13 protein-coding genes are annotated in these 9,671 nt (G+C 69.7%); 9 read left to right on the top strand and 4 right to left on the bottom strand.

Annotated elements, in window-relative coordinates:
• Nucleotides 1–397: MFS transporter (locus G9373_RS43715; RefSeq protein WP_167121065.1), on the bottom strand; the 397-nt coding region annotated here is incomplete at its 3' end.
• Between the two features lie 149 nt (nucleotides 398–546).
• On the opposite strand from G9373_RS43715, the gene G9373_RS43710 reads away from it, so the two are divergent.
• The 6 genes from G9373_RS43710 (at nucleotide 547) to G9373_RS43685 (ending at nucleotide 4,962) form a co-directional block, all read left to right on the top strand.
• Complete coding sequence (locus G9373_RS43710; protein WP_120659696.1) at nucleotides 547–1,437, top strand: LysR family transcriptional regulator; 891 nt, start codon at nucleotides 547–549, stop codon at nucleotides 1,435–1,437.
• A 23-nt stretch (nucleotides 1,438–1,460) separates the two neighbouring features.
• On the top strand, nucleotides 1,461–2,627 hold the full coding sequence (locus tag G9373_RS43705; protein ID WP_054245752.1) for a pyridoxal phosphate-dependent aminotransferase: 1,167 nt from the start codon (nucleotides 1,461–1,463) through the stop codon (nucleotides 2,625–2,627).
• Between the two features lie 100 nt (nucleotides 2,628–2,727).
• On the top strand, nucleotides 2,728–3,015 hold the full coding sequence (locus tag G9373_RS43700) for a PLDc N-terminal domain-containing protein (RefSeq protein ID WP_005254896.1): 288 nt from the start codon (nucleotides 2,728–2,730) through the stop codon (nucleotides 3,013–3,015).
• Between the two features lie 56 nt (nucleotides 3,016–3,071).
• Nucleotides 3,072–3,485, top strand: a complete 414-nt coding sequence (locus G9373_RS43695; RefSeq protein ID WP_005254895.1) for a DUF1707 domain-containing protein — start codon at nucleotides 3,072–3,074, stop codon at nucleotides 3,483–3,485.
• A gap of 107 nt (nucleotides 3,486–3,592) precedes the next feature.
• Nucleotides 3,593–4,189: a PepSY domain-containing protein gene (locus G9373_RS43690; protein ID WP_120659695.1), complete on the top strand. Its 597-nt coding sequence runs from the start codon at nucleotides 3,593–3,595 to the stop codon at nucleotides 4,187–4,189.
• Nucleotides 4,190–4,281: 92 nt separating this feature from the next.
• A complete protein-coding gene (locus tag G9373_RS43685) occupies nucleotides 4,282–4,962 on the top strand; it encodes a DUF998 domain-containing protein (RefSeq protein ID WP_167121063.1) in 681 nt (226 codons plus the stop codon).
• Here G9373_RS43685 and G9373_RS43680 read toward each other — a convergent pair.
• Nucleotides 4,949–5,416 (bottom strand): alpha/beta hydrolase, encoded by a 468-nt coding sequence (locus tag G9373_RS43680; protein ID WP_166680665.1) that lies wholly within the window; start codon nucleotides 5,414–5,416, stop codon nucleotides 4,949–4,951. The two genes, G9373_RS43685 and G9373_RS43680, sit on opposite strands and share 14 nt — an antisense overlap.
• Entirely contained in the window at nucleotides 5,364–6,206 is an 843-nt protein-coding gene (locus tag G9373_RS43675) for an alpha/beta fold hydrolase (RefSeq protein WP_166680666.1), read from the bottom strand. The genes G9373_RS43680 and G9373_RS43675 overlap by 53 nt, the downstream gene beginning before the upstream one ends.
• Nucleotides 6,207–6,373: 167 nt before the next feature.
• Between G9373_RS43675 and G9373_RS43670 the strand changes: the two genes are divergently transcribed.
• The 3 genes from G9373_RS43670 to G9373_RS43660 all read left to right on the top strand — a co-directional run bounded on the left by G9373_RS43670 (nucleotide 6,374) and on the right by G9373_RS43660 (nucleotide 8,936).
• On the top strand, nucleotides 6,374–7,003 hold the full coding sequence (locus G9373_RS43670; RefSeq protein WP_005254889.1) for a TetR family transcriptional regulator: 630 nt from the start codon (nucleotides 6,374–6,376) through the stop codon (nucleotides 7,001–7,003).
• Between the two features lie 22 nt (nucleotides 7,004–7,025).
• Nucleotides 7,026–8,447, top strand: coding sequence for an adenylosuccinate lyase (gene purB, locus G9373_RS43665; RefSeq protein WP_005254886.1), 1,422 nt, complete (start codon nucleotides 7,026–7,028; stop codon nucleotides 8,445–8,447).
• A 75-nt stretch (nucleotides 8,448–8,522) separates the two neighbouring features.
• Nucleotides 8,523–8,936, top strand: coding sequence for an HIT domain-containing protein (locus G9373_RS43660; RefSeq protein ID WP_005566400.1), 414 nt, complete (start codon nucleotides 8,523–8,525; stop codon nucleotides 8,934–8,936).
• Nucleotides 8,937–8,969: 33 nt separating this feature from the next.
• On the opposite strand, the gene G9373_RS43655 is transcribed toward G9373_RS43660, so the two are convergent.
• Nucleotides 8,970–9,671 (bottom strand): NRDE family protein (locus G9373_RS43655; protein ID WP_167121061.1); only part of this gene is annotated, 702 nt, incomplete at its 5' end.

Raw genomic sequence — 9,671 nt, 5'->3', positions numbered from 1 at the left:
GGATGAAGCGGAGGGTGACGAGCAGGGCCGGGGCCCAGTACCCGATCTGGCCGTACGTGGGCAGGCAGCCCATCAGGAACGTGGCCGCGCCGACGAGGAGGAGGCTGAACTGGAGCAGTTGCTTGCGCCCGAACTTGTCGCCGAAGTGACCGAAGACGATGCCGCCGAGAGGCCGGGCGACGAAGCCGACGGCGTAGGTGACGAACGCCGCGATGATCGCGTCGAGTTCGTTGCCGCCGGCCGCGAAGAAGACCTTACTGAACACGAGCGTCGCCGCGGTCCCGTAGAGGAAGAACTCGTACCATTCGACGACGGTGCCGGCCATGGACGCGCCGACCACCTTCTTCAGCCCGGACGGCGGGGCTTCTTTCGCGTGCGCTGTTTCGTCGACGCTCATCTGTCGCTCCTCGTTACACTCCGTACCCCGCTGTGACTGGGGACACAGTTCGTTGGTCCTGCCGAGTATTGATGCATATTTGTGCGCACACAATGACGCAACCTGCAGTCGGCATGTGCAAATATGCAGAAGTGACCTCCGGAACAGCCATGCCCAGCGCCGACGACCTGCTCGTACTGCTGGCAGTGGGGCGGACCGGCCGCTTCAACACCGCCGCCGACGACCTGGGCGTCAACCACACGACCATCTCGCGGCGGATCGCGAGTCTGGAGAAAAGCCTCGGCGGCCGGGTCCTCGTGAAGGCCGCCGGCGGGTGGGAACTCACCGACCTCGGGCGGCAGGCGCTGACCGCGGCCGAACGCGTGGAGGCCGCCGTCCACGGACTCGTCGCCGAACCCGGCCGCGCCGACCACCTGAAGGGCGTGGTCCGGGTATCGGCGACCGACGGGTTCAGCGCCTACATCGCGGCACCCGCCGGCGCGCTGATCCGCAGCAGGCACCCCGAGGTGTCCGTGGAGATCGTCGCGATCACCCGCCGGGCCTCACAGCATCGCTCAGGGCTCGACATCGAGATCGTCGTGGGCAAGCCGCAGGTGCACCGGGCGGAGGCGCTGTGGCTGGCCGACTACACCCTCGGCCTGTACGGCGCGAAGTCGTATCTGTCCACACACGGCACCCCGAGGCAGGTGGGTGATCTGGCCGATCATTCACTCGTCTACTTCATCGACTCGATGCTGCAGGTCGACGAACTCGACCTCGCACGCCGCCTCACCGTCTCGATGCGCGAATCGGTGACGTCGACCAACGTGTTCGTGCACGTCGAGGCCACCCGGGCGTCGGCAGGTATCGGGTTGCTTCCGTGCTTCATGGCCGACCGCCACGACGACCTCGTCCGGGTGCTGCCCGGGCAGGTCGAGGCCACGCTGGCGTACTGGCTCGTGGCAAGACCCGAGTCGTTGCGCCGACCGGAGGTCGCGGCGGTGGTGGGGGCGATCAGGGAGACGGTGGAGTGGCAGCGGGACGCGTTGGCGGGGCAGTGAGCGCGTCACGCTAGCGTCAAGGGGTGCGTCCAGAATCCCAGCGGTCCAACATCCAGACCTTCCACGTGATGGACGTGTGGAAGGCCGCCACCGAACGTCAGCGCACCCACGGTGACGTGCTGACGCTCGCAGCGGGGCAGCCGTCCACTCCCGCTCCGCAGCCGGTTCTCCGCGCGACGCGGGAAGTGCTCGACGGACACCTGCTCGGCTACACGGAGACGTTCGGGATCCTGCCGCTGCGGGAGGCGATCGCCGGATACCACTCCTCAAAATCCGGTATCGACGTCGACGCCGAGGACGTCGTCGTGACCACCGGATCCTCGGGTGCGTTCACGCTGCTGTTCCTCGCCGCGTTCGACGTCGGCGACACCGTCGTGGTGGCCCGCCCCGGCTACCCGGCCTACCGGAACACGCTCGCCGCGCTCGGCTGCAACGTCATCGAGATCGACTGCGGAGCGGACACCCGGTTCCAGCCGACGGTCGCGATGCTCGACGCCCTGCCCGAGCCGCCTGCCGGACTGATCGTCGCCAGCCCCGCCAACCCCACCGGCACCGTCATCGACCCCGGCGAACTGGCCGCCCTCGCCCGCTGGTGCGACGACCACGGGACGCTGCTGATCTCCGACGAGATCTACCACGGCATCGGATACGGCGAGCAGGCGATGACGAGCTCGTGGGAGACGTCGCGTGAATCCGTCGTCGTCGGATCGGTGTCCAAGTACTTCTCGATGACGGGCTGGCGGCTGGGCTGGATGCTGGTCCCCGAGGGGCTGCGCCGGCCGCTGCAGCGCCTGGCCTCGAACATGACGGTGTGCCCGCCGGCCATCTCCCAGTACGCGGCGATCGCCGCGTTCACCGAGGAATCGAGGGCCGAGCTCGACGGCCACGTCCAGCGCTACGCCGTCAACCGGGAGCTGCTGCTCACCGGGCTTCCGGAACTGGGCATCACCGACCTGGCGCCCGCCGACGGCGCGTTCTACGTGTACGCCGACATCGGGCACCTGCTCGGCGGATCCCACGGCGGCACGTCGACGGAATGGTGCTCGCGACTGCTGCAGGACACCGGTCTGGCGCTGGCCCCGGGCATCGATTTCGACACCGTCCACGGCGACCGGACGGTCCGGCTGTCGTTCGCCGGATCCACCGCCGAGGTCCGGGAATCGCTGGTGCGACTGGGTCGCTGGCTGTAGGCGGAGTTTCCCGACGACAGCTCTTGCGGCGGCGCCGCAGCAGTTGTTCGATGGACTTGGGCGCACTGCGTGTTCGGTGTGCCAGGCAAGGAGAACGGCGATGCTGTACATCGCGTTGTTCGCATTCGTGTTGTGGGTCCTGTGCTTCGCCGACGCCATCACCACCGACGACGACCAGTTCCGGAACCTCTCGAAGGAGGGCTGGCTGGTGATCGTGCTGCTGCTTCCGCTCGTCGGCTCGGTGTTGTGGCTCGTCGTCGGACGGCCGCCGAAGGACCCGGGCGATCGGCTGCCCGCCGACCCGGAGGAAGCCGAGTTCGTGCGGCGGTGCCGGGAACGGGCGGAGGAGCAGCGCCGGGAAGGTTTCCACGGGCACGACCAGGAGTAGAAGGCCTACACTGTGGCTAGGATTACACTGTTACACACCGGCCCTGAGGCGACGACATGAGCGACATCAGTCATCCACAGCCACCCGTTCCCGGCGGAGTCCGCATCGGGACCGTGGAACGGGAGCAAGCCGCGGCGGCACTCGCCGAACATTTCGCAGCCGGACGGCTCGAGACCGACGAGTTCGACGCGAGGGTGCGCCAGGCGTACCTCGCCAAGACCGCCGCCGACCTCACGCCGCTCTTCGCGGACCTCCCGGACGAACAGCGCTTCGCGCCCGAACCCGATCGCGTGCGCCGCGATCCGGGACGGGAGGCCGCGGCGCTGCGGACGCTGGTGTTCGTGGTGGCCGTGCTCGCCGCGATCCTGTGGGTCGCCCTGGTGCGCGTCCCTCCACTCGTCTTCCTGCCCATAGTCTGGCTCGTGCTGGCCCGTCGGGGCTTCGGCAGGCGGTCGTGCCGAGCGTGGTGACGCGCTGACTCGGACCGGCGAGAACTGCGGAAAACTACCGCGAGGTCGGTTGTCGCTCCCGTACTCTGACAGGCAGGTCCACGCCGTCGAGCGATCGAGGAGCCACGATGACCACCAGAATTGTGCGATGTGCGAGCCTGATCCCGGTTGTCGCGGCGTCCGCGCTGGTGCTGGGTGGATGCGGTTCCGACAGCAGTGACACCTCGTCGACATCTGCCAGTGCCACGGCGTCGGCCACGGCCACGACGGCGGCGCCGACAACCACGGGCACGGCGGTGGCGTCGGCGGTCACCAAGCAGCAGGCGGAGCAGATCGCTGTCGGGGCAGTCCCGGGCGGCACCGTCTCGAACTCCGAGGAACAGCAACGGGATGGAAAGACGATGTGGCATGTCCACATCCGCGACACACGGGGCTACGACTACGACGTCGACGTCGATGCGGCGACCGGCGCGGTGGTCCCCGAGAGCAGGGACGGGGAGACCACAGCTGCACCCGCACCCGCTCCTCCCGCCGGCGGAGCGGTGACCCAGCAGCAGGCTGAGCAGATCGCTGTCGCGACAGTCCCGGGCGGAACGGTCGCGAACGCCGAGGAGCAACAACGGGACGGTAAGACGGTGTGGCACATCCATATCCGCGACGCCAAGGGCTGGGATTACGACGTGAACGTCGACGCGTCGACAGGAGCCGTCGTTCCCGACAACTGACCGCAGTGGGTAGAACGACCCATGTTCCGCCCGGGGCGAGATGGGTGAATTTTCCGATGCCTGGGCGGTGGCGTCGCTCTAGCGTCGATGGCATGGTCACCACGTCAGTTCTCGTGTCGCGCCCCGACTTCCAGCGGTGGGCCGCCCGTGCGGGCGCAGCGGGACCGCTGGTGTTCACCGCGGGGTTCGTCGCCCAGGAGGCAGTCCTCCGGGACGACTACAGCCCGATCGCCGACCCGATCAGCGCCCTCGAGGCGGACCCGAGCGGGTGGATCCAGCAGCTGAATTTCCTGGCCTTCGCCGAGCTACTGCTGATCTTCGCGGCCGGACTGCACCGCGGCATCGCGGCGACACGCTTCGGCTGGGCGGGGCCGGCCCTGCTCGGCGTGGCAGCGGTGGGGCTGATCCTCGCCGCCGTGTTCCCGTTGCGTGAGGATCCGGCCGGGGAGCCCTACGACCCTGGCCACCATGTGATCTCGGGGATCACGTTCTTCTCCTGTAGTGCCCTCGCCCTGGTGATGCTGTCGCGCCGGTTCGCCGCCGATCCGCGGTGGCGCGGCCTGGCGCGGTACGTCGGGGTCGTCGGGGTGGTCGGACTGGGGTGCTTCGTGATGCTGGGCCGGTTCGCGATGCCGGAGGATGCCCCACTGCACGATGTCGCCGGGCTTCTCCAGCGGTTCACCCTTCTCGCCGTGACGTTCCCCGCGCTGGTGACGATCGCCCTGCGGCTCCGTCGCCTCGCCGGCCGACCCCCGGTGCTCATCCGGTCGTGAAGACCGGCATCTGCACCCGCGCGAGGCAACTCGTGTGGTAGCCGCCGGCTGGGTTCTCGAGGAAGCCGACCGTGACGGCCGGGGCACAATCCGAGGACTGCAGTACGTCGTGACCGAGCCCGGGGAACTCGAGGACCTCGGACCGCGACAGGGTTTCGGCCGCGGTCCGCGCCTGCGACGGCGGGGTGACGGCGTCGAGTGAACCGGTGAGGAGCAGGGCCGGCACGTCGCTCGCCGTGGGCTCGTGCACGCGGGCGTCGGACGCGGGCACGTCCCAGACGTCGCAGTCGTCGAAGATCCGGGCCGCCTGCGGCACCAGCGACAGCACGGGGTCCGGGAAGTCCGGGAGCACCCGCTTCGCGGTGGCGGCAACCCGCTCACGGTCGGTGAACGCCGTCCGCTCACCGCCCACCCCGAACGTCAGCCCGTAGCCGATGAGGCCCGGCGGTGTCACCGTGCCGAGCAGCGCGGGTGGCGGCCGGGACGCCGTCGCCGGTGGCGGTCGAGTGGATGAGCGCGGGAAGCCCTGCGTAGTTCCCCGGCGCCAGACTCTGCTGGATCACCAGATTCGTGAACGTGTACCCGTCGAGGACGACGCGCCTGCCGGACAGGCCGACGGTCAGCGGCGAGGCGGCCAGCCGGTTCACGGTCCCGGTGAATTCGTCCTGCAGCCCGGGGTAGGCGGCGGCGCATGCCGGCTGAGCGGCGCACGCGTCGAACAGTGCGCGGTATCCCTCGGCGGCGCCCGGCCAGAAGCCCTCGATGATGTTGCTCTGCGTCGGTACGACCGAGTCCAGCACGACGCTGCGGATGCCGTCCGGGTGGTCGCGGAGCAGTGTCAGCGCGAGGTGGGTGCCGTACGAGACGCCGTAGATGTTCCACTCGTCGAGGCCGAGCGCCACCCGCAGATCCGCGACGTCGGCGGCGTTCGCGGTGGTGTCGTACGCGCCCAGGTCGTAGCCGCCACCGGCCGTCCGGTCGCGGCACGATCGGGTGGCCTGGACGTCGAGCGGGTCGGGTCGCGGGGTCGGAGACGTGGCAGCCAGTCGCGTCACGGCCAGGTCGATCCGTCGTCCGTCCGGACGCGATCGGTCCTCCGGCACGGTCAGGGTGCCGCAGCTGAAGCCGGGTCCGAGATCGAGTTGCGGCACCCCGGGGACGTTCGGGGACGGGCACGCCGCGGCGGTGTACGTGGCCGCGGACGAGGGTCCGGATCCGGTGCGGAGCCACCCCGGGATCCGCACGCCGACACCAGGCCCATCGGCGCGGTCACCGCACATCCCAGGGCCAGCATCCGCACGGACACCCGCGTGGTCCCGACGCCCCGCGGGTGGCCTCCGCAGCCCACATACTTCGCGGTCTGTCGTCCAATTTGCCCTGGTGCGGCACCCGCGGCTGGCAGGATGAATTGGTGTCATCTGCGGCAACTCCGAAGGGCGAACGGCGCCGACAGGCGCTGGTCGAGGCTGCCGCCGATCTGTTGCTCGAGGGCGGATTCGACGCGGTCCGGCACCGCTCGGTGGCCACCCGGGCCGACCTTCCTCTCGCGTCGACCACCTACTATTTCGAGTCGCTGGACGACCTGATCGCGAAGGCCGTCGAATGCAACGGCAACCGTGATCTCGCGGTCATGCGCGGCCGCGTCGACGACGTCACGCACCGGCGCCGCGGTCGCGAATCCACCGTCGACCTCCTCCTCGACCTACTCGTCGGACCGGCTCTGATCAGTGAGGACTGTCGCGAGAGGCTGATCTCCCGGTACGAGCGGTTCACGGCCTGCGCGCGTCGCCCCGAACTGCGTGAGGTCCAGTTGCGGTTGCGCGCACAACTCGACGACGTACTCACCGAGGCCCTGCGACGCTCCGACCGCGACGTCCGGCAGGAGCAACTCCGGCGGCTCGTCGCCGTCGTCGACGGAGCCCTGGTGACCGCGCTCGGCGAACACGACCCCGACCTGCGGGCCCTCGCCCGGGCCATGCTGCTCGACGTCGTCGACGTCGTCGCGCCCGCCCTGGACCGGCCGGACCACGTCGAGCTGTAGCACCGCCGTAAACTGAGGACTCGTGAGCCGCATCCCGAACGTCCTTGCCAACCGTTACGCCAGCCCCGAACTCGTCGAGTTGTGGTCGCCCGAGCACAAGATCGTCCTCGAGCGTCAGCTGTGGCTCGCCGTGCTGCGTGCCCAGGCGGAACTCGGGATCGACGTGCCGGCCGAGGCGCTCGCCGACTACGAGCGGGTGCTCGAGCAGGTGGACCTCGACTCCATCGCCGACCGTGAGCGCGTCACGCGCCACGACGTGAAGGCCCGCATCGAGGAGTTCAACGCCCTCGCCGGGCACGAGCAGGTTCACAAGGGTCTGACCAGCCGCGACCTCACCGAGAACGTCGAGCAGCTGCAGATCCTGCGGTCGCTCGAGCACGTGCACGCGCACGGTGTCGCGGTCGCCGCCCGGCTGGCCGAGCGGGCCGCCGAGTACGGCAGCCTCGTCATGGCCGGCCGGTCGCACAACGTCGCGGCGCAGGCCACCACACTGGGCAAGCGGTTCGCGTCGGCGGCCGACGAACTGCTCGTCGCGCTCACCCGGCTGCGCGAGCTGATCGACCGCTACCCGCTGCGTGGCATCAAGGGCCCCATGGGCACAGCGCAGGACATGCTCGACCTCCTCGACGGCGACGCGTCCAAGCTGGAGGCGCTCGAGCAGAAGGTCGCCGAGCACCTCGGCTTCTCCCACGTGTTCACGAGCGTCGGTCAGGTGTACCCGCGGTCGCTGGACCACGACGTGCTGTCCGCGCTGGTTCAGGTGGCGGCCGGGCCGTCGTCGTTCGCGCACACCATCCGCCTGATGGCCGGCCACGAACTGGTCACCGAGGGCTTCCAGCCCGGCCAGGTCGGGTCGTCCGCGATGCCGCACAAGATGAACACCCGTTCCTGCGAGCGCGTCAACGGACTGCAGGTCGTGCTGCGCGGGTACGCGTCCATGGCCGCCGAGCTCGCGGGCGCGCAGTGGAACGAGGGCGACGTGTTCTGCTCGGTGGTGCGCCGCGTCGCGCTGCCGGACGCGTTCTTCGCGATCGACGGACTGATCGAGACGTTCCTGACGGTGCTCGCCGAATTCGGCGCCTACCCCGCCGTCATCGAGAAGGAACTCACCCGGTACCTGCCGTTCCTCGCCACGACCAAGGTCCTGATGGCCCTGGTGCGGGCCGGTGTGGGCCGGGAGACGGCGCACGAGGTCATCAAGGAACACGCCGTCGCTGTCGCGCTGGCGATGCGCGAAGAAGGCAAGGAACCCGACCTCCTCGACCGACTGGCCGCCGACGACCGCCTGCCCCTCGACCGGGCCGCCCTCGACGAGGCCCTCGCCGACAAGAAGGCGTTCATCGGTGCCGCCGAGTCCCAGGTCGCCACGGTCGTCGCGCAGGTGCAGAAGCTCGTCGATGCCAACCCCGAGGCAGCCGCCTACCAGCCGTCCCCGATCCTGTAGGCGCGTAGCGCCCGTGCGCCTTTTTGGTAGCGGGGGCTACCGAAAAGGCGCACAAGCACCGGAGGTGCCTAACCCGTGAACTGCATTTTCTGCGAGATCGTGTCGGGCCGATCCGACGCCAGCGTCGTGCACGAGGACGACGACGTGATGGCGTTCATGGACATCCGGCCGTGGACCTCCGGACACCTGCTGGTGGTCCCGAAGCGGCACGCGACCGGGCTCGCCGACCTCGACCCGGGTGACGGAGCGGCGGTGTTCGCGGTGGGGCAGCGCATCGCGACCGCGCTGCGCCACGGGCCGATGCGGGCTCAGGGCGTCAACCTGTTCCTGGCCGACGGGATCGCCGCCGGCCAGGAGGTCTTCCACGTCCACCTGCACGTCGTTCCCCGCACGGCCGGTGACGGGTTCGGGCTGCGCGGAATGCCGAAGTCGCCGAGCCGGATCGCGCTCGATCAGACGGCGGGCGTCATCCGTTCCTCCCTCACCTGACGTGAGTGGCAAAGCGTGCGGGAGCACACTTTGTCACTCACGTGCGGGGTAGTGGACCTCGCCGGTGCGGCCGTTCTCGTCGAACCGTCGTTCGGTGATGTCGAAGGTGCCGTCCGGCCGGACCCGCAGCAGTGTCGACGCCCGCGTCCCGTAGTCGCCGTAGTGAATGAACCGGGACGACAGGGCGCGTTCGAGTTCGGGTTCGATGCCCGTGTCGGGCAGCGCCTCCCACGATGCGGGGTCGCTGTCGGCGAGCACGTCGAAGTATGCCCCCGGATCCGCATCGAGGTTGCCGTCGTCGGCGGCGAGTGCAGCGCCGAACGCCTGCTTGCCGCCGGTCACCTTCGGCCAGGGCGTGTCGAGTTCGGCGTTGGACAGGCCGTGGACGCCGGGTTCCACTCGCTGCCGCCGACCGTGGGGCCGGTTGGTGGCCCACCACAGTTCCGCGGGGTCGCCGACGAGCAGGTTGAAGCTGCCGTACTCGGCGCCCGTCGCGGCCACCTGCGCGGCGTAGTCGGCGGGGGACAGCCGACCGCGGAGGTAGTCGACGGGCAGGGCCCCACGCGACCGTGCCCCGGTCGAGGGTGCGCCGTTGCGGACGTTGGTGACGGCCGCAAATCGCAGGGAGTCGGCGATTCCCATCCAGGTGCCGCCGGCGAGTAGATCGCGGCCCGCGACGAACCCGTCGTCCCACCTGCTCAGCGGTTCGGTGGGGCGGGCGTAGAACTCGTCGCG

Source organism: Rhodococcus sp. A14, assembly GCF_011603105.1.
Lineage (GTDB): Bacteria > Actinomycetota > Actinomycetes > Mycobacteriales > Mycobacteriaceae > Rhodococcus_F > Rhodococcus_F opacus.
Note: the sequence above shows the minus strand (reverse complement) of the source record. Positions and strands in the feature narration are given on the sequence as shown.

Bases quoted from the DNA above. Each gene is read 5' to 3' on its own strand.
- G9373_RS43710 (WP_120659696.1), top strand. From the start codon at position 547: ATGCCCAGCGCCGACGACCTGCTCGTACTGCTGGCAGTGGGGCGGACC.
- G9373_RS43695 (WP_005254895.1), top strand. From the start codon at position 3,072: ATGAGCGACATCAGTCATCCACAGCCACCCGTTCCCGGCGGAGTCCGC.
- G9373_RS43690 (WP_120659695.1), top strand. From the start codon at position 3,593: ATGACCACCAGAATTGTGCGATGTGCGAGCCTGATCCCGGTTGTCGCG.
- G9373_RS43685 (WP_167121063.1), top strand. From the start codon at position 4,282: ATGGTCACCACGTCAGTTCTCGTGTCGCGCCCCGACTTCCAGCGGTGG.
- G9373_RS43700 (WP_005254896.1), top strand. From the start codon at position 2,728: ATGCTGTACATCGCGTTGTTCGCATTCGTGTTGTGGGTCCTGTGCTTC.